The organism is Pontibacter cellulosilyticus, assembly GCF_014306105.1.
Classification (GTDB): domain Bacteria; phylum Bacteroidota; class Bacteroidia; order Cytophagales; family Hymenobacteraceae; genus Pontibacter; species Pontibacter cellulosilyticus.
The window spans coordinates 120,128-138,010 of sequence record NZ_JACRVF010000005.1 but is presented as its reverse complement, the minus strand read 5'-3'; the positions used below and the strand labels follow the sequence as shown (position 1 = coordinate 138,010).

The following is a 17,883-nucleotide window of genomic DNA, read 5'->3' as shown; positions in this document are numbered from 1 at the left end:
AAACATGCCCAACTTTTAGCCAATGTCTTTTTAATGGGGCAGCTTGTCGCGGAGCACGCCATACATGTAAGTACCAGCAATGGCGCCTCCGATGGCTACAAAAATTGCCCAGTAGCTGAAGCCAATGTTCACGAACATCGGTCCCGGGCAGGCACCTGTCAGGGCCCAGCCAAGCCCGAAGATAGTACCGCCTATTATATAACGCGGAACAGACATTTCTTTAGGCGTGAACACGATCGGGTTGCCCTGAAAATCGCGCAGTTTATACTTTTTGATCAGGTACACAGCGATCGCACCCAACACTACGGCTGTTCCGATGATGCCATACATATGGAACGACTGGAAGCGGAACATCTCCTGGATACGGAACCACGAAATGGCCTCCGACTTACTCATCACGATACCGAACAGAATGCCGGCTAATATAAATTTTAATCCTTTCACGGGTTGCTATAATTAATTAGTTACTAATGATTAATGAATAATTGTGAGTGAAGAATGAATAATGGATGGTGAGTAACTTTGAAATAGACCTAATTACAAGCACATAATTATTAATCATTCGTCATTATTAATTACTCATTAAAATATAAGTGGTAGCAGGATAAAGGTGGTGATCAGGCCTCCTATAAAGAAGCCGATAACGGCGATAAGCGAAGGCAGCTGCAGGTTGGATAGACCGCTGATGGCGTGGCCTGAGGTACAGCCTCCGGCGTAACGGGAGCCGAAACCGATGGCAAAGCCGCCTAGCAGCATCACCAGAAATCCTTTTACCGTGAAGATCGCCTCCAGGCTAAACAGCTCTTCCGGCTGCAGATCGTCTGGGCCGGAAATTTCCAGCGCTTGCAGGTCCTGTATCGTTGCCTGTGATAGTTGTAGTGGCATATCGCCGGCTAGAAACTCTGCCGAAATAAAACCACCTATTACCGCACCCACCAGGAACAGCAGGTTCCAGGTTTGGGAGCGCCAGTCAAAGTCAAAGAACTTAACGTTTTTGCCGGCACCGCAGGCTGTGCAGATCGTGCGCAGGTTCGACGAAAAGCCAAACGACTTCCCAAAGAACAGCAGCAGTACCATCACAAAGGCGATCACGGCGCCCGACGTATACCACGGCCATGGCTGGCTAATGAATTCTAACATCTCTTAGTAGTTTAGTTTAGGTTTATGGTGAAAAGCAGGGAGGGAGCCAGGTCGCAGGCTCCCTCATGTTTCCTGCCAGGGTGAATATACTTATACTATCTGGGCCAGGCACCAATTCCGCCTGCCAGGTTGTGTGCTTTAAAACCTTGCTCGGCCATCATATTGCAGGCAGAGCCGCTGCGGTTGCCACTGCGGCAGAACAAGAAGTACTCTTTGTCCTTGTCCATTGTCTTCAGCGCCTGCTGGAACTGTGCAGATGTCACGTCCAGGTTTTTAGCACCTTTAATGGAGCCTCCGGCAAACTCACCGGCTGTCCTTACGTCCAGCAACTCCGCTTTAGGAGTGTTCTGGTATTTGGTTCTGAATGTAGTTCCGTCCAGATCTTCGTAGTTCTTGGGAGCGGATTTAAATATATTGAACATGGCTTATACTAGTCTTTTAACTTTTACTGTGGTTCGATTACTATACAAAGGTCGGAATTTATAGGCCCTTTGTCTGTGACTTAGGTCACGTAGCAAACTTTTATACTTTAATTAAAGCTAACGATTTACCCATCCCTGCCCCTCCGAGGAGGGGAATTTATTGTATCTGTGATTCCCCTCTTGGGAGGGGCAGTGGTGGGTTTACTATTTCTGATATAATATCAAAGGTTTATGTACTTGACCTGAAACGATTACTATTTCAGTGTGCTTGGGCAAACGTAGGCCGTTTTAGGTACACTGGTCTCAGCAATGGCCTTAAAGCCGCCTTCCACGTTTACCACATTCTCAAAGCCTCTTGCCTTAAGTATAGATGCTGCGATCATAGAGCGGTAGCCGCCTGCACAGTGCAGGTACATTTCTTCTTCCTTAGGCAACTCTGCCAGGTGCTCGTTCAGGTAGTCCAGTGGTGTATTGTTGGCGGTTTCTACATGCTCTGCCTGGTATTCACCTGGTTTGCGTACATCCACCACCTTCATGGCTTTGTTCTGCTCATAGCGTTTGGCAAACTCTTCTGCAGATATCGAGCTGATCGTATCTACTTCTTTGTTTGCATTTCTCCAGCTCTGGAAGCCGCCCTTCAGGTAGCCGATGGCAATGTCGTACCCTACGCGTGCCAGCCTGGTAACAACTTCTTCTTCCCGGCCCGCGTCCGCCACAATCAGAATGGGCTGCTGAATATCTGGTATAAGTGCACCTACCCATGGGGCAAAGTTGCCGTCGATACCAATGTTCACAGCGTTCGGAATAAAGCCATGGGCAAACTCCTCTGGCTTTCGTGTATCCAGTACTAGTGCACCTGTCTCGTTGGCTGCAGCCTCAAATGCTTCCGGAGATAATTCCTGCAGCCCCTGTGCCATTACATCATCAATATTGGCATAGCCTTCCTTGTTCATTTTCACGTTCAGCGGGAAGTAACCCGGAGGAGGTAGTAAGCCTTCTGTTACTTCTTTCACGAACTCTTCTTTGCTCATATCGGCACGCAGGGCATAGTTATTCTTCTTCTGGTTACCCAGCAGGTCAGTCGTTTCTTTACTCATATTCTTGCCGCAGGCAGATCCGGCACCGTGTGCAGGGTACACGATCACATCATCCGGCAAAGTCATTATCTTATTGCGCAGCGAGTCGTAGAGGTGTTGTGCCAGTTGCTCTTCCGTAAGGTCTGATTTTACAGCCAGGTCAGGGCGGCCCACATCACCGATAAACAGCGTGTCGCCGGAGAAAATACTGTGCTCTTTGCCGTTCTCATCGATCAGCAAATACGTGGTAGATTCCATCGTATGGCCTGGGGTGTGCAGCACTTTAATAGTCACGTTTCCTAACTTCAGTTCCTCGCCGTCTGTTGATACATGTGCTTTAAACGCAGGCTGTGCATTTGGTCCGAAAATTATAGTTGCGCCAGTTGCTTTTGCCAGATCCACGTGGCCCGACACAAAGTCTGCGTGGAAGTGTGTTTCAAGTACATACTTGATCTTGGCGCCGTCTTTATCGGCTTTCTCGATGTAAGGTTTTACCTCGCGAAGCGGGTCGATGATAGCAGCCTCGCCGTTGCTTTCGATGTAGTAGGCGCCTTGTGCCAGGCAACCGGTATAAATCTGTTCTACTTTCATGGTAGTTGATTTTTAATGTTTTATACTTTTTGTTTCTGTTTAAATTGTCACCATTTATCCTGATGACACTACAAATTTCGGAATTATATAAGCCTGAGTCTGTGACTTATATCACGCTGATAACCTAAGCGAAAAATATTTCTTTTATGATGATATAGATACCCATCACGAGCACAAACCAGCCAAATGATGTCTTCAGTTTATCTGCGTGTATCTTAGTAGAGAGGAATGTGCCGATAAAGATGCCTGCAATAGATATTACAGAGAATATGCTAAGGAACATCCAGTCTATTTCGTAGTTGTAGATGTCGCCTATAAAGCCGAACAGCGACTTTACTGCAATGATCAGGAGCGAAGTGCCCACGGCCATTTTCATGTCGAGCTTACTGAAGAGTACCAGCGCCGGGATGATCAGGAAGCCACCACCTGCACCAACCAGGCCGGTTAGCGTGCCTACTATAAGGCCTTCCGCCAGGATGCCGCCGTAGTTGAATTTTGGCTTTGGATGCCTTTCTGCCGGATCAGTGTTTTCCACGTCAAGCTCCGTATCAATGTTCTCGTCAACGGGCTCTGAAGGATCAGCTGGTACCTCTTTCTTCTTCCTAATCATGCTGATAGAGGCAAACACCATCAGTCCGGCAAAGAGCAACATCAGCAACACTCCTTTGGTAACAACAAAATCACCCACAGTGAAGAGATTTTCCGGAATGGCCGGCACCAGGTAACGGCGCGTAATGTACACGGCCACTATAGATGGCAAGCCAAACACAACTGCAGTCTTCAGGCTTACCAGTCCTTTCTGGTAAAACTTATAAGAACCCACCAAACTGGTAAGGCCCACAATAAACAGCGAATAAGCCGTAGAAATGACCGGGCTAAGCCCGATAAGGTAAACAAGTACAGGTACTGTAAGTATGGAGCCGCCGCCGCCGATCAACCCAAGTGATAATCCAATTAACATAGCAGCGATATATCCGAGTATTTCCATCTGTTTTAATGTTTTAATTTTAACTGATACAAAGGTACAGTATGCTATAGTGGAGTACAGTGACTCTTGTCACAGAGGAAGGGTAAAGGAGTAGGAGAAGTAAGTTTAGCAGTATAGAAAAAAATAAGAGACGCAAAATCTGCGTCTCTTATACTTCTCTAAACTTAAACTATCTCCAGGTCGTGCACTTCGAGGTAGTTGCGGTGCAGGGTAATGGCCCCGGTCTGCTCTAATTTTTTCAAAAGTCTGGAAATCACTTCGCGGGAACTGTTGAGTTCGTCGGCAATTTGCTGGTGCGATAACCTTACTTCCTTGCCGCTTACTTTAACGTGGCGTTTCAGGTAGAAAAGCAGTCTCTCGTCGAGCCCTTTAAAAGCAATGCTATCCAAGGTTTGCAGCAGTTCTTCGAAGCGCTGTCGGTAAGAGGCGATTACAAAGTTATGCCAGCTTTTATACTTGCCCAGCCACATTTCCGACAAATGGGAAGGTACCAATAGCACCTCTACGTCTGTTACGGCTTTTGCCATGATCTGGCTTTTCTCGTTCCGGGCCGTACACATCATAGAAAGGGCGCAGGCGTTGCCGGGCTCTAGGTAATACATCAGAAACTCGTTGCCTTCGTCATCCTCACGATATACTTTAAGCAGACCGCTGAGCAGCAGAATAGTGGATTTTATGTACTGCCCTGTGCGCATCACTTCGTCGCCTGCCTCTATTGTTTTTAGGGTACTCTGTTTCAGCAACTCGTCCATTAACGGCTGCTCCAGTTGCGGAAACTGCTTCAGTATTTCTTCTTTGTCTAAAATTTCCATGTTTATAGTTCAGATGCGTTACGGCCCATACTTGAAATTGCGGTACCGGATAATCAGGTTTATATATTGGTAATAAAATGATAACAGGTATAGCTGGAATGGCTTTAATCCCTTACCACATTCAAAACACCAGCAGGCGTTGTTGCGCCCAATACCCGGTTAAAATCACCTCGCAAAGCTTTAAGTGACACCCGCTCTTCCTCTATCTCCTTTCTGGTCCTAAAACCAAGCTTCCGAAGTATGGGAAGGGGAGGGCACCAGCCCTGCAAGCCATGCTGCAGCAGAAATGAAGTTACGATACCTGGCAAAATAAACCAACGTTTGTCTTTCGTAGCGCCCAGTATTATACCACTTAGGGCCAAGGTAGAAGCGTTTACCTCCAGCACACGTTCAATATCCCATTCCTTCTCCAGTTCTTTAAGCCTTTGGTCAATAGTATCGGGTCCATCATATCCATAGCGCTCAATGTTTTCTAACGTTTGTCTGTCAATTTTTTGGTTGGCAGTGTCTGTGGAGCTTTCTCTTACGCGGCCTTCGTACTTATTCATAGTTTGTTTCTTTTGGTTTAGCTTTATACTATACGATTTGGAATTAGCAGTGATGCGGCCAGGGCTGCTTACAAATCAATAGCCGGTGCATTGCTATATTGCACCGGCTATACTTTATTATTGATGAAATTATTTCTGACCGTTCTTGAAGTCGTTAACAGCTTCGCTCAGGTCGAGTACTGTGGTATCAGGCAGGGCCGCCTCCACAATGCTGCTGCCAGCCGCAGAACGGTAGCCACCCGCGCAGTGCACCACCACTGGCTTGTCGGATGGTATTTCTTTTGCCCTTTCGCGCAGTTCTGGCAACGGAATATTAATGGCTTTCTCGAAGAACTTGCCACCTTTTACCTCAGATGTGTTTCGGATGTCGACAATAGTATAATCCTCCTGGTGTTGCTTAAACTCCTCAACATCTATCTGAGGTGTTTTCTCATCTGCCGCCGCATCCATCACAAATGCACCTTTCATCAACAGTTCGTAACCGATCTTCGACGCCTTGTCTATTAGGTCCTTCAGCTCCTCTTCACTCTCCGCCACCAGATAGTAGCTTTCGTTTGGGCTAACTATACTTCCCAGCCAGGTTTCGAACTTACCCCCATTCTGTATGTTGATAGCGCCTTTGTAGTGGCCTTTTTTAAATGTTTTTTCGCTGCGGGCATCCACTACCACGGTACCGTCTTCCTGTTTATAGTTCTTCTCCAGTTTTTTTACACCTGTTATACTTTTTTTATAGTCTGGTGCACCCTGTTTGTTAAGTCCTACGTCGTAGCCGAAGTACTTAGGTATAAACGGCTGGTCTTCTGTCAGGATCTTCACAAAATCATCCTCGCTCATTTGCTGCAGGGCGTAGTTGCTCCTTTTCTCAGCGCCGATGGTGCTGCTGTTGGCTTCGCTCAAGCCTTTTCCGCAAAGGGTACCGGCACCGTGCGCTGGGTAAACAGTTACATCGTCGTCTAGTTTCATCAGCTTTTCGCGTGTGCTGTGATACATCTGGCGCGCCAGCTCCTCACGTTTGGCAGTAATGTTACCTGCACTCTCACGCAGGTCCGGACGGCCTACATCCCCAATGAAAAGCGTATCGCCTGTAAATACAGCCTTGTCTTTGCCTTCGTGCTCCAGCACAATGCTGATACCATCCGGCGAGTGACCCGGAGTATGCACAGACTTAAGTTTTACCTCACCGATCTGCAGTTCAGCGCCTTCGTCGAAAGCCTGGTGCGGGTAATCAGCGCCTACCATACTGTGGGCGTAGATTGTTGCGCCTGTTTCCTCGTGTATCTCCAGATGGGAGCTTACAAAGTCGGCGTGCGGGTGCGTTTCGATCACTCCTACAATTTTGGCATTGTTTTCCTCAGCATAGTCATAGTATGGCTGTGGGTTTCGTGCTGGGTCTATAAGTATGATCTCCCCAATTTGCTCGCTTAAAATAGCGTATGAATAATGGGCTAATCCCTTGTCTTCAAACTGTTTTATCTTCATGATTCAGGTTATTAGGTTTTAGTTGTGTTTTACTTTACAGGCTGCTTTCTTGTTCACAACCAGTTTTTTAAAACCGGAAGTATACTTATCAAAAAGCTTCCTGATCTGTGTTTACAAAGGTAATCTGACTTATATGCTTATACTGTGACGTTTGTCACACAAGCCATATGTCTACACGATACCTTTTAATATCAGGTTCCGGTACATCCGGAGTAGGTATGTTCTTCCAGTTTAAACAGCTCAGGTAGAAAGGGTTATACGTTTAGTTTTGTGCTAAAGCAATATAAAATGTGATGATATATGTCAGTAATTGGGTAAGTCAGACCTAAACCGGAGGAAGTAGACTTAAAAAGTAAGCTGTGTTACAAAGTTTATATTATGGAAGTTGGTGTTGTAATACATGTCCTTCAAAGGCATATCTGAGCCTGGCGATACTCTTCCGATGTACAGCAATCTGAAACTAAGGCCGTTTAGTACCGGGTTGGCTGGTTTATAGTTTAAGTCTGCCACCCATCCCAGATATGAAGTTGCGCCATACTTGTTGTAGCGATAGTCTTGTGCACCAGGTAGCCACGCTTTGGCAACAGCTGCCTCTGACGAGAACCTGCCAGACCACTGCTTTCTCACTTTGGCCACTACCATATCAGACTTTCCTGTTCCTTCCATTCGGCCCCTCGAAAGCGTTGCAAAAAACTGCTCACGGCCCCATTCTCTAGGGAAAAGAAAGCGCCCTTCTCCGGCTGTGTGCAGGTAGTTTAGAGACAGGTGCCAGTTTACAGGCTCGTAAGCCAGCATGCCGCCCGCCAACCACTGCTGCTGGTCCGGGAAGTATGCCAGTTTTGTTTCTGGATTTCCGCCGTTGCCCACCCGAAACTGGTACAGCCCTTCCACACCAACTTTAACCCGGGGCGCCACTTCCAGCACGGCATGGCCATAGCTGTTGTTGGAAACGTTTTCGATCCAGTAGTTCCAGAAGTCTGTGCTTAGGCGTGTACTTTGCTTAAACTGTAAACCTGCTACGGCTACCCCCCTGGTTTGTGTGTGGTGTGGGTACCCCGATGGATCACCGTTTGCATCAATACCCAGTGAGAAAATGCCAATGGCCTCGCCTGCCTTAAACCACTCCACTGTACTTCTGGGCGAAAAATGATCGAACCAGGCTAACGTGAGTATACCCTTTTGCTGTAGGGGTACCTGTACCTGTATACCCTGAAACGAATAAGGTTTCATGCGGGTGTCCTGCGGGTTCATAAGGGGAGAGGTAAAACTGAAACGGCCAGCTTTTGCCTTCAACCAATCAGAGCTGTACTCCAAGTATAACTCATCCAGCCGGTCCAGATCTGCTTTGTTTTCCGGGTCTTCAATATCAAACAGCTCCAGCTCCAGTTTGGGGTGTTTTTCAGAAATGGGGTCCCGTTCGTTAATGTTGGAAGAAAACAGGTTATAGGTAAACAGTCCTGCAAAACCCATCCGGAAACCATGAAATGTAGCGGTTTTATAAGCTATTTCAGCGCCAATCGCGTTGGCATAGTTATCGGAAAGGGAACGGTGGTTCCAGGTAGCCATAAAGTAGTTGCGCACATGGCCTTCTACTTCTCCTTTTGTGAATAACTCTTTTACAGTTGTTACTTTTACTGTATCGGCACTGGCTTCTGTACTGTGCTGTATATTGGTATGATGATCCTGACCGGTAGCCTCGCCACTCCATAGCAGAGCTGTAAGCGAAACTGCCAGTACAAATGTACTACGCATGTTGAGGTAAAAATTGTGGGCAGCCAGAGCCGCCCGATTCATGATCTTTTAGTTTAAATGGTAGGTCAGCAGCGGTCGTATGCAATGGTTAACCAGCGTCTCGGCTATACTTCCGTAGAAGATGTGGCTAAAGCCTTTGCGGGCATGCGTGCCAATCACGACCAGGTCCATCTCTGTTTCCTGGTTAAAGTTTCTCACACCTGCCGGCACTTTGTAATCGCGGCGGAGGTACAGTTCATAATTTTGCAGCTGTAGTTCATTGGCAAACTTTTCCATACTTTCCAGTATCCGCTGCTCCTTAAGCTTGTCTTCTTTCTCAACGATCTGCAGCAGATGCAACTTGGCCCCGAAAAGTTGCTGCAGTGTTTTGATGGTAGATATACTTTGCGCCGGTTGTTTTTCAGCCTCAAAGTCTGCCACCCAAAGTATGTTATGTACATCTGTAATGGATGCATGCTGATGAACCGTAATTACAGGTACATGTGTATGCCGCACCACATGCTGTGCCTCTGATCCGGATATTTTCTCGTACCATCCGTCTGCACCCTCAGTACCCATAATCACCAGATCTGGCTGGTTTTGGTCTGCATATTTGGCAAGCGAGGTGGTGAGGCCGCCGTACAGTATTTCGGTGGTAAAAGTAAAGTCTACGTGTTTTCTGAGTTCTGCGAATGCTTGAGTTGCCTTCTGCTCCTGTGCCTTTATCTCTTCTTTGTCTATGGTTTCTGAAGACTCGCTGGTACCTGCCCAGTCTGCGGCGTTTACCTGGATTACATGTACCAGTTGTGTGTCGATGGGTGTTTTATCCATCAGGAATCCCAGGAGTTCTATTGCTTTAAAAGATACCGGTGTAAAGTCTACGGGTACCATTACGTTTAGCTTTTTCATTTTTTTAACCTTAGTGTTGGTCTGTTTATAGTTGGTGATCTGTTTGTGGTGTAAAGATGACCAACCCCAATCTCCGGTTCAGTAACTTTTGTTACACAAGGTATTTTCTGTTTTTAAGGAAGCCTATACATGTATGCCTGTAACAGCGGTTGTCTTTAGCAAAGTATAATACTGTAAAATATTAGGACTTTAGTCATTTTTTGGATAACCTTTTCACTCTACTTTTCGCATAACTAATAATTCTACTAACTATTCCAACGTGTTGGCTCTTAATGCTATACCATTGGCTTATTCCTGTCTTTAACATACATTGATAAATAGATAAGCTAACCATCAGAATTCTGCCCATATGAGAACGTATGACGAAAAGCACATTAAAAACGTGGTGCTGATTGGCCCCGCGAAAAGCGGCAAGACCACACTTGCCGAAACTATGCTGTATGAAGCCGGCATTGTGCACCGGCGAGGTACGGTAGAGGAGAACAACACCGTGTCGGACTACCACGAAGTAGAGCATGACCGGGGAAGTTCTGTTTATGCCACCTCGCTGCACACAGAGTGGCGCGACTACAAGATCAACATCATCGATACGCCTGGTTTAGATGATTTCATCGGTGAGGTGATTACTTCTATCAGGGTATGCGATACGGCTGTACTTTTGCTGAATGCGCAGAACGGGATAGAGGTAGGTACAGAATTGCTCTGGAACTACGTGGATAAGTATAACAAGCCCACTATTCTGGCCGTGAACCAGCTGGATTCTGACAGAGCTAGTTTTAACCGTACTATAGAAGAGGCAAAATCATACTTTGGCTCAGCAGTTACCGTCATGCAGTACCCGCTTAACACGGGGTCAGGCTTTGATAGTATTATAGACCTGCTGAAGATGGTGATGTATAAGTTTCCGGAGGAAGGTGGCAAGCCGGAAAAATTACCGATACCTGACAGTGAAAGAGAAAGAGCTGATGCGCTGCATAATGAGTTGGTAGAAAAAGCGGCAGAGAACGACGAGGGGCTGATGGAGCAGTATTTTGAAAAAGGCACACTGGACGAAGACGAAATGCGGCAGGGCCTGAAAATAGGCATGATGAAGCACGAGGTGTTCCCGGTATTCTGCCTGTCGGCTAAAAAGGACATGGGCTCCGGTCGTATGATGGGCTTTATCGACAACGTGGCACCTTCTGCCATCGAAATGCCAGCCGAGGAAACTGAGGATGGTGAGGCTGTACCCTGCGATCCTAATGGGCCAACCAGGCTGTTCTTCTTTAAAACACTAGTAGAACCTGGCTTGGGAAGGTTGTCCTTCTTTAAGGTGCTGTCTGGAGAGGTGTCGGTGGGTATGGAGCTGGTAAATGAGAGAACTTCCACCGTAGAGCGCATCAGCCAGTTGTTTATAGCTGACGGTAAAAAGCGAAATGCAGTAGAAAATTTGAAAGCGGGTGACATCGGCTGCACCTTAAAGCTTAAGAATACATACACCAACCATACTTTAAACGGAAAGGGAGCAGTTGGCAACATCAGGCCTATAGACTTCCCGGATCCGAAGCTGCGTGTGGCGATCTCGGCTGTTAACAAGCAGGACGACGAAAAGCTTAGCGAGGTGCTGAATGAGATTCACATCGAAGACCCGACAGTAAGTATAGAATATAACCAGGAACTGAAGCAGCTTATACTTTCTACCCAAGGCGAGCTGCACCTGGCCGTAACGAAATGGCGCCTGGAGAACATCTATAAGCTACAGGCAGAATTCCAGAAGGTGAAGATCCCGTACCGCGAAACCATACAGGGCGCTGCCAATGCGACTTATCGCCATAAAAAGCAGTCGGGTGGTGCAGGGCAGTTTGGCGAGGTGTCTATGAAAGTAGAGGCCTATTACGAAGGCATGCCGCCTTTAAGCGAGCACCCAGTGCGCGACTCCGAAACAGTGGACCTGCCTTGGGGTGGTAAGCTGGTGTTTAACAACTGTATTGTGGGTGGTGTGATTGATGCCCGCTTCCTGCCGTCTATCATGAAAGGTGTGATGGAAAAAATGGCGCAGGGGCCGCTTACCGGTTCTTATGTGCGTGATGTGCGGGTTAGCGTGTTCGACGGTAAAATGCACCCTGTAGATAGCAACGATATCTCCTTTAAAATTGCCGGTATGATGGCCTTCAGAGAAGCCTTTTTGCAGGCCGGACCTCAGTTGCTGGAGCCTGTGTTTGAGGTAGAGGTTCTGGTGCCGTCAGAGCTGATGGGTGATGTGATGACGGAGCTGCAGATAAAGCGAGGCGTGATCATGAACATGGAAATGGAAGGCGACAACCAGGTGATAAAGGCACGCGTTCCATTAGCCGAACTGGATAAGCTGCAAACCTCGCTGCGAAGTCTTAGCCAGGGCCGTGCCATTGTGCGCAGCCACTTCTCCGACTATGCCCCTGTTTCTACGGATCTGCAGAAGCGTGTGAGCGAAGAGTACAGCAAAGCAGAGTTGGCAGAAGCCCATTGATATTTAACTCAAGTTGCAATAAACCCACCCCTAACCCCTCCTCGGAGGGGTTAGGGGTGGGTTTATACTTGCCTGGCATTTTAGAATTCGCAACTTAGGCTTAGTAAGTATTATCACAAGTTTATAGTTGAACAGCGCCTGCTGAGGTGTTTGTGTAAAACACTGTGGCAGGCACTGTTTTTAAGCTGCTGCTTACGTGTTAGCTTACAGCCTTGCCACAGGCACATCACTTAATTTGGTAGTGTAGCACGGCGAGATGTACTCTCGTTTCAGCAGCCACTCTGCTTTACTTGAGCCTTGTGCTGCCGATTTTACCATAGCTTGCCCATACTTCTTGTTCAGGCCATCGAGTGCATGCATCAGGTCGCGGTGCTTGCCGGTGTCAGCCCCATCAAATAAACCTAACTGCATCGTATTTTCAGGTACCAAACCCGACACAATCACACCACACTTTTTGTAAATGTACCCTTCTACATAAATGCTTTTAAGCACTATGCTGGCATAATGGATCAGGTGCAGATCGCTGTTAATGGGAGTGGGTACCTGTATGGTTCTGGAATTGTAGTACTGCTTTGTGTTGGCAAAAGTGTTGGTAGTGATGAACACCGTAATGGCACTGGCGCAGCTGCCTTGCTGCCTTAGCTTGTATGCACATTTGGCTGCATACAGGGCAGTTGCCTCCTCCAGACCGCACAACGATTTAACAGGGGTGCCAAAGCTACGGGAGGTGCAGATGTTCTTTTTGGGAGGGTCTACTTCCTCTAACTGCAGGCAAGGCTCGCCGCGCAGTTCCTTTACCAGCCTTAGGCCTACAATAGTCAGGTTCTTCTTTACCCAGCTGTCGTTTTGTTGAGTTAAGTCGTATGCTGTGTTGATGTTATGATGCTTTAAAAGTCTGGCATTTTGCTTGCCAATGCCCCATATATCCTCTACTTCTGTTCTTTCCAGAGCAGCTTTTACATGCTCCGGCTCCTGTAGCACCAGCACGCCATTAGCCTTACTACTTTTCTTGGCCAGCCGGTTAGCAATCTTAGCCAGTGTTTTTGTTTTAGCTACGCCAACTCCCACGGGTATGCCCGTCCAGTTAAGCACGGTGTTCTTTATCTCCCAGGCATAGGTTTGCAGGTCTTTGCCGAAGAAGTGTCCCAGGTCCAGAAACGACTCGTCTATGCTGTATACTTCGAGGTTAGGAGTAAATTCTGCCAGTGTTTTCATTACCCGGTTGCTCATGTCGCCATACAATGTATAGTTGCTACTAAACACCTCTATGCCATGCTGCTTTACCTGCTCTTTGATCATAAAGTGCGGTTCACCCATTTTTATCCCCAGCGCCTTCGACTCTGCAGAGCGGGCAATTACGCAGCCATCGTTGTTACTAAGCACTACTACCGGTTTGTTTCTGATGGCAGGGTTAAAAACGCGTTCGCAGGAGGCGTAAAAGTTGTTGCAATCTACTAAAGCGATCATGGCAGGCTAGGTAGGCAGTTATGGATAGAATAAGATACCACTCCCCAGAAAGTAAAGTCCATACCCTCGGTTAGCTCTATTTTCTGGTAACTGGGGTTGGCCGGCTCCAGGTATACTTTGTCTTTTTCCTTTCGGTAGGTTTTAATGGTAAACCCACCGTTAAGCCAGCAAACAATGGGATAGCCGTTCTTCACTTTTATCGATTTATCTACTATCAGCAGGTCGGTATCCCGGATGCTGGCTTCCTGCATAGACTCTCCGCTGGCTTTTATAAAGTAAGTAGAAGATGGGTTTCGGATAAGGTGCCTGTTCAGGTTAATTGTTTCCTCAATGTAGTCTGCAGCAGGGGAGGGGAAGCCACATGCCACTTTATCTCCAAATAAAGCAAACTCTGTTGCATCCTGCATATCAGGAAAATAGGCTTTCCCGAAAACAGTGCCATTGATATTCCGCATTACAGTCTCCAGTATCATGTGCTAAATTTGTTAGTATAACAAGTGCAATATAAATCATTTTATATATTTAATGCTAATATATTTAGTAAACATATACTGTTATTGCCGCGATTTGTTTGATGATAATATGGAGTGCTGCAGCATTTAGAGGGAGGAAGAGGAACTGCATTTGCCACAAAAGCTTTAAAAGAAGCTGATTTCTCCGTTAATGCACTTTTATTTTGTGTAAACAGACCACAGTAGCCTGCTTTAAATCCGTATGAACTAACTTGTTATGTTATAACAGTATATGCAACTTATAAAAGAAGAGCAGCTTTATACTTATAGATACCTGGAGGCCTTAAGCCTGTTAGAAGTTGTGTGGCATGGTTCTGTCTCTGCCTCAGAGTTACAGGAGAGCCTGCAAGAAGTAGCTGCCATACTTAAGGAAAAAGAAATCAACTACTTTTTAGTGGATGAGAGACTCTCAAGAGCAGCCAAAGCAACTGATGAAACCTGGATCAGGGCATTTTATATGCCCCTGCTAGGTAGCACAAGTATAAAAAGATTTGCCCGCCTGGCATGCCCCACCGATATTCAGCAACATATAGTTAGTGGTATCATCAGTGCCATTAACCAGGAGCATCAGTATCGGTTCGGAATGAAAACATTTAGAGACAAGGAGGATGCTATGGAGTGGTTGTTTACGACGGAACCCTTAAAAGAGCAAATGCCCTACAGGGGGGACTGCAGGGCATTCAGCTTAATCTAAACACAAACAACCAACAAATTAAAATTAACTAACCAATAATATTATAGGGTATTAGTACTCAAAATTTAAAGTTAGTAACGCACGAAAGGCATGTTGCTAATAGAGTGATAGTTATCGCTCATGCCTACAAAATAATCACCAATAAAGATTCCGGCTCCGTTACTGATAGCCTTTGTTCCTGCATTGTAAGTAATGACACCGCCATCAATTGTAGAAAAATCAAAGACTTCTTCTTCCTGCAGATTTGTTTTCTTAGCCGGTGAGGACAGGTTAAGACAAGCTTTGCTGTAGCGCTTGTCTGTCCCACGCTTGGGTAAAGGGTTTACAGTACAGTTCATGTGTCGATGGGTTTGGGGTTCTTATTCGATACAATAATAACAGGTAGATACGTTAGTAAACAGGAAATTTAACCTTGCAAAGTAACATTGCATTTGTGCGGTATGCTGCATGATAATGCCGTAATCAGGAAATAAAACGCATGCTAAACTGCTCATAACACAGTTTTAGAGAGAGAAGCAGTGAAATAAGGAAGTAGTAAACCGGGGATGAAAAGTGATAAAAAGTAACATGCACTAGAGTTGTTTTCTTTCTTCAAAGTAATTTAAAAGATGAAAACTAACTGTCTGTAAAGCCCAAACAGTAGTGGCAAGTGCAGCACCAGGAAAAACTACCAGCCACCACGCAGACGTATTGGTACGGATACCAGCAATAGTTCTGCCCCAACTCACAAAAGTACCCGGAACACCTATCCCTAAGAAAGATAATGTGGATTCTAAGGCCAAAAGGTCCGCTACGCCAAAAGTAAACGTTACAATAATAGGGCCCAGCATGTTAGGCATAGCATGTTTGGTGAGTAGGTGCAACGGGGTAACGCCAAGACTTTGTGCAGCTTCGAAATATGGTAATTGCTTTATCTTTAACATTTCTGCCCTTGCCAGACGGGCACTGGAGGGCCAGAAGGTGGCAGCAAAAATTACAGAAAGTAACAGCACCGATGGCTGCATGAAAGAAGCCAGCGCAAGTATAAGCAGCAGCCTGGGTATACTTGTAAAAGCCTCGGTCAAGCGAAGCACTATGTAGTCCAGTGGCAAACTGGAAGTTACTGCAGCAACGTGCCATTTTTTTAAGAGAGGTAACAGCAGCCTGTATAAAAACAGAAGTAGGAATAAGAGCAGCAGCAAACTAAACCAAGTATACTTTAGAGGCAGAGCTGTCTTCGCAAGACTATACGGCACATATACACCATAATAAAAGAAAACAAACAGCGCCAGCAATGTTACAGGTAAGGCAGCCCGACTTATTTTAAGGCCGTTATTCCCCAAATAACCTGCGCTCATACCAAGTAGCAGCCCCAACCCTGTAGCGAATAGCATTACTTGCACACTGATGAGCAGCGCAGAACGTGCACCATAAAGTGTGTTGGATAACACGTCACGGCCCAGAGCATCTGTTCCCAGCCAGTGCAAGCCATCGGTTCCGCTGGTAAAAGGGCCTGCAAACGTATACTGTAGATCCAGTTCATTTGGGCCATAGGCCATTGGAAGTATAGGCAACACAAGTATAAATACCAGCAACAGTAATAGGTAAAGTATAGCTATTTTAAAAGCTGATTTTTGCTGGCTGAGCTGTCTGATGTCGTTTAACAACTGTATCATGAGGCAGCATGCTTAATGCGTGGATCGGCAATACTGTAGCAAACATCGGCCAGTAAGTATAAAACTACCCGGAAAGCTGCCACCACCAGTACAACAGCAACTATGATAGGATAATCTCTTGCTAAAACGGCATCTACTAACAAACGCCCCACTCCTGGAATGGCAAATATAGTTTCTACTACCACAGCCCCTGCCACAAGAGCTGGCAATGCATCTGAAACTACGGTAATGGTAGGTAGTAGCGTGTTGCGCAGCAGTTGTTTCCGGATAACCTGGCGTTCAGAAAAGCCTTTTGCCCTGGCAGTTCTGGCGTACTCCTTCTTGCTTTCTTCAGAAAAGGATCGGTAAATAAGGTTGGTTAAGTATGGGATGTTGCCAAGTATAAGGCAGATAGCTGGCAGCGCCATGTACTGCGAAACTACTGTAAGCTGCTCTACCCATGAACCGCCAGACATCCTGTGGTACCCCAAACCGAATACCGGGAACAGTTGCAAAAAGGACGGTGTAGCCAAAAGTATGAGCAGGAGCAAAGCCAGCAGGAACAGCGGAATGCTATCGATGATAAAAAGTGCGGGAAGCAACAGCTTGCGAAGCTTTATACTTTGAGGCATTACAAGCAGCATCCCCAGTTCAAAAGAGACAATAAAGGCAACAAGTATACTGATTAGTATTAACCACCAGGTGTTTGCCACAGCCTCGTAAAGTATAGAACTAACAGGCCGATTGTCGCGGAAAGAAGTACCGAGGTCGCCTTGCAACACATTAACAAACCAGGTATGGTACTGATTTTGGGTGCCATGCCAGCGTAAGGAGGGGAGCAGGTAAGCATAAGCCTGTTGTTTCTGCGTTAAGCCAGCGGCCTTAGCCTTGAGCTCTGATACAAGCGGGGCAGGTATACGTACCGGCAAAGCGGCCAACGTTTGTTTTATACTTGCTGGTTCGGTAGCCTGATATAGTCTGTCAATATATAATTGTAAGCCTTCATACTGCGCTGCAGATGGTGCCAGTTCCAGTTCTTTTATACTTTGATAATATGCATTTACGGCTTCAGGATTGCCGTATTGCCAGTAAAGCTGCTTCAGGAAAGTTCTGTGATGTGCTGGATAAACCAGGTGCAGTGTATCTGGCTCCGGGCTTGCCTGCACCGAAAAGTAAAAAAGCGGAAGGTTTTGCCCGGTACGCTCCAGGTAACTCAAGTAAGCCTGCTCTCTGCTTCCTGTGCTACTTTTGCTGTAGAATCCGCCGCTATCCTGTAAGATTTGCTCTTCACCGGGTACTCCTGTTAAGAGCCTGCTGAGTAAAAATACAAGCGTTACCAGCAGCCAGAGCGCAGGCAAAGACAGCAGGAAACGCTTAAGGGTATACTGCAGCATG

17 protein-coding genes are annotated in these 17,883 nt (G+C 46.5%); 2 read left to right on the top strand and 15 right to left on the bottom strand.

Features of this window, described 5'->3' with window-relative positions:
* Positions 1 to 30: 30 nt before the first annotated feature.
* The 10 genes from H8S84_RS16120 to H8S84_RS16075 form a co-directional block, all read right to left on the bottom strand.
* Complete coding sequence (locus H8S84_RS16120; RefSeq protein ID WP_187068409.1) at positions 31 to 444, bottom strand: YeeE/YedE family protein; 414 nt, start codon at positions 442 to 444, stop codon at positions 31 to 33.
* Positions 445 to 582: 138 nt separating this feature from the next.
* Positions 583 to 1,140: a YeeE/YedE family protein gene (locus tag H8S84_RS16115; protein WP_187068408.1), complete on the bottom strand. Its 558-nt coding sequence runs from the start codon at positions 1,138 to 1,140 to the stop codon at positions 583 to 585.
* Positions 1,141 to 1,235: 95 nt separating this feature from the next.
* Complete coding sequence (locus tag H8S84_RS16110; RefSeq protein ID WP_187068407.1) at positions 1,236 to 1,562, bottom strand: rhodanese-like domain-containing protein; 327 nt, start codon at positions 1,560 to 1,562, stop codon at positions 1,236 to 1,238.
* A gap of 254 nt (positions 1,563 to 1,816) precedes the next feature.
* Positions 1,817 to 3,229, bottom strand: a complete 1,413-nt coding sequence (locus H8S84_RS16105) for an MBL fold metallo-hydrolase (RefSeq protein WP_187068406.1) — start codon at positions 3,227 to 3,229, stop codon at positions 1,817 to 1,819.
* 124 nt (positions 3,230 to 3,353) lie between these two features.
* Complete coding sequence (locus H8S84_RS16100; protein ID WP_187068405.1) at positions 3,354 to 4,217, bottom strand: sulfite exporter TauE/SafE family protein; 864 nt, start codon at positions 4,215 to 4,217, stop codon at positions 3,354 to 3,356.
* Positions 4,218 to 4,381: 164 nt separating this feature from the next.
* The gene (locus H8S84_RS16095) at positions 4,382 to 5,029 is read right to left on the bottom strand and encodes a Crp/Fnr family transcriptional regulator (RefSeq protein ID WP_187068404.1); all 648 of its coding nucleotides are present in this window, start codon (positions 5,027 to 5,029) and stop codon (positions 4,382 to 4,384) included.
* A 104-nt stretch (positions 5,030 to 5,133) separates the two neighbouring features.
* Positions 5,134 to 5,577 (bottom strand): hypothetical protein, encoded by a 444-nt coding sequence (locus H8S84_RS16090; protein WP_187068403.1) that lies wholly within the window; start codon positions 5,575 to 5,577, stop codon positions 5,134 to 5,136.
* Between the two features lie 129 nt (positions 5,578 to 5,706).
* A complete protein-coding gene (locus H8S84_RS16085; RefSeq protein ID WP_187068402.1) occupies positions 5,707 to 7,056 on the bottom strand; it encodes an MBL fold metallo-hydrolase in 1,350 nt (449 codons plus the stop codon).
* Positions 7,057 to 7,401: 345 nt separating this feature from the next.
* Positions 7,402 to 8,850 (bottom strand): porin, encoded by a 1,449-nt coding sequence (locus H8S84_RS16080; RefSeq protein ID WP_230407220.1) that lies wholly within the window; start codon positions 8,848 to 8,850, stop codon positions 7,402 to 7,404.
* 6 nt (positions 8,851 to 8,856) lie between these two features.
* The gene (locus H8S84_RS16075; RefSeq protein WP_187068401.1) at positions 8,857 to 9,696 is read right to left on the bottom strand and encodes a universal stress protein; all 840 of its coding nucleotides are present in this window, start codon (positions 9,694 to 9,696) and stop codon (positions 8,857 to 8,859) included.
* Positions 9,697 to 10,045: 349 nt separating this feature from the next.
* Between H8S84_RS16075 and H8S84_RS16070 the strand changes: the two genes are divergently transcribed.
* Positions 10,046 to 12,181 (top strand): elongation factor G, encoded by a 2,136-nt coding sequence (locus H8S84_RS16070; RefSeq protein WP_187068400.1) that lies wholly within the window; start codon positions 10,046 to 10,048, stop codon positions 12,179 to 12,181.
* 204 nt (positions 12,182 to 12,385) lie between these two features.
* Here the strand turns inward: H8S84_RS16070 and H8S84_RS16065 are convergent, their stop codons facing one another.
* Complete coding sequence (locus H8S84_RS16065; RefSeq protein WP_187068399.1) at positions 12,386 to 13,648, bottom strand: Y-family DNA polymerase; 1,263 nt, start codon at positions 13,646 to 13,648, stop codon at positions 12,386 to 12,388.
* Positions 13,645 to 14,121, bottom strand: coding sequence for a LexA family protein (locus H8S84_RS16060; protein ID WP_187068398.1), 477 nt, complete (start codon positions 14,119 to 14,121; stop codon positions 13,645 to 13,647). Before H8S84_RS16060 ends, H8S84_RS16065 begins: the two co-directional genes overlap by 4 nt.
* Positions 14,122 to 14,392: 271 nt before the next feature.
* Here H8S84_RS16060 and H8S84_RS16055 point away from each other — a divergent pair, with 271 nt between their 5' ends.
* Positions 14,393 to 14,854 carry an STAS/SEC14 domain-containing protein gene (locus H8S84_RS16055; protein WP_187068397.1) on the top strand — a complete coding sequence of 154 codons (462 nt, stop codon included), beginning with the start codon at positions 14,393 to 14,395 and terminating at the stop codon, positions 14,852 to 14,854.
* A 71-nt stretch (positions 14,855 to 14,925) separates the two neighbouring features.
* Here H8S84_RS16055 and H8S84_RS16050 read toward each other — a convergent pair whose 3' ends face one another.
* From H8S84_RS16050 to H8S84_RS16040, 3 genes are all read right to left on the bottom strand, one after another.
* A complete protein-coding gene (locus tag H8S84_RS16050) occupies positions 14,926 to 15,192 on the bottom strand; it encodes a hypothetical protein (RefSeq protein ID WP_187068396.1) in 267 nt (88 codons plus the stop codon).
* Positions 15,193 to 15,426: 234 nt separating this feature from the next.
* Entirely contained in the window at positions 15,427 to 16,509 is a 1,083-nt protein-coding gene (locus H8S84_RS16045) for an ABC transporter permease (RefSeq protein WP_187068395.1), read from the bottom strand.
* Positions 16,506 to 17,882: an ABC transporter permease gene (locus tag H8S84_RS16040; protein ID WP_187068394.1), complete on the bottom strand. Its 1,377-nt coding sequence runs from the start codon at positions 17,880 to 17,882 to the stop codon at positions 16,506 to 16,508. Before H8S84_RS16040 ends, H8S84_RS16045 begins: the two co-directional genes overlap by 4 nt.
* Position 17,883: the final 1 nt, after the last annotated feature.